Origin of the sequence: Chromobacterium aquaticum, assembly GCF_021129195.1 — a bacterium.
Lineage (GTDB): Bacteria > Pseudomonadota > Gammaproteobacteria > Burkholderiales > Chromobacteriaceae > Chromobacterium > Chromobacterium aquaticum.
On record NZ_JAJOHW010000310.1, the window covers coordinates 1 to 1,692 of the forward strand.

Sequence of the window (1,692 nt, forward strand, 5' to 3'; positions counted from 1 at the left end):
GCAGGATGGGCGCGGCGAACTGGAAGGTGTTCACCGCCACCGTGGTCACCGGCCCGCGAGACAGGCGTTCGGCATCCAGGCTGCCGGCCATGTCGATCTGGTTCATCAGCCAGCCGGCCTGGACCCGGCCGTAAGCATTGGTGCTGGTGGGCAGCGCGCGCACGCGCAGCGTCGGGATCCGGACTTCAGGGCGGTCCATGCTTGCTCCTTTGTTATTATGCGCCGCTCGGCGCCTGCGACTTGGCGGCATTTCAGCCAAGCGGCCGCCTCGACGGCCGCTTGGCTGAAATGCCGGGATCGCTCCCGGCAAATCTTACCCTCTAGGCTCAGAAGATCAAGCGTTGCAACAGCTTATCGTCGTGCTGTTCCAGCATCTTGTCGAAATCGTCCACCATGATCACGTCGCGCTTGAGCTTGCGCGCGCGGCTGACGGCGTCGAATTCGGCCTGGCTCAACACGCCACCCTGCAAGGCTTCCGCCAGACGCTCGCGCGCAGTCACGGTCTTGAATTGGCCGTCGCGCGCCAGTTTGCGCAACTTCTGCTCCAGCGGCTCGGTCGCAAGCACCGCTTCCAACGCGTGCGCCAGCACGCCCACCGCATCGGTTTCTTCCTTGGGCAGATACATGCCGCGGATCAGCCGCTCGCGGGTGGCGCCGGGCTCCATCATCGCGCGGGCGATCTTGGTGCCTACACGGTCGGACGCCGGCTTCAGCGTCAGGCCCCACGGGAAGATCAGCTTGCGCAGCACTGCCGCCAGCATGCGGCTGGGCAGGTTGGCCAGGAAGCCGTCCATCGCCTGCTGCACATCGTACAAGGCGTTTTCCACCGACCATTGCAGCAGCGCCAGGTCTTCCTTGGGCGCGCCGTCGCGCTCGAAGCGCTTCAGGCAAGCCGAGGCGATATAGAGGCCGGACAGCATGTCGCCCAGACGCGCGGACAACTTCTCGCGGAATTTCAGGCTGCCGCCCAGGCTGAACATCGCCATATCGGACAGCAAGGCGAAGGCGCTGGAGAAACGGGTCAGCCGGCGATAGTAGACACCCACCTCGCCGCCGCGCGGCGCGCCGACGAAACGGGCGCCGCTCAGGCCCAGCCACAGCGAACGCACCACATTGCTGATCACGAAGTTGATGTGGCCGGTGATGGCGGCGTCGAATTCCTTGCCGTCATTGGCCATCGCCGCCTTCATCTCGCGCAGCACGAAGGGATGGCAGCGGATCGCGCCCTGACCGTAGATGATCATCGAACGGGTCAGGATGTTGGCGCCTTCCACGGTGATGCCGATCGGAATCGCCTGATAGGCGCGCGCCAGATAGTTGCGCGGGCCCAGCACCACCGCCTTGCCTCCATGGATGTCCATCGCGTCGTTGATGGCTTTGCGCATGCGCTCGGTATTGTGGTACTTGAGGATGGCGGACAACACCGACGGTTTTTCACCATTGTCGAGACCGGTCAGCGCCAGGTCTTGCGACGCTTCCATCTGATAGGTGTAGCCACCGATGCGCGCCATCGCCTCGTCCACGCCCTCGAACTTGCCGATGGGCAGACCAAACTGATCGCGGATGCGCGCATAGGCGCCGGTAACGAAGGTGCTCATCTTGCCGGAAGCCACCGACATCGCCGGCAGGGAGATGCAACGGCCCACCGACAGGCATTCGACCAACATGCGCCAGCCCTGGCCGCCGAATTCG

At 64.4% G+C, this 1,692-nt stretch carries 1 protein-coding gene and 1 pseudogene; both read right to left on the bottom strand.

The features are described 5' to 3' along the window. Nucleotides 1–199 (bottom strand): annotated as a pseudogene (locus LQT98_RS23985) (acyl-CoA thioesterase); the annotation flags it as partial. Nucleotides 200–326: 127 nt separating this feature from the next. Beyond that, on the bottom strand, nucleotides 327–1,692 hold a 1,366-nt coding region (locus LQT98_RS23990), incomplete at its 5' end, for an acyl-CoA dehydrogenase domain-containing protein (protein WP_231465779.1).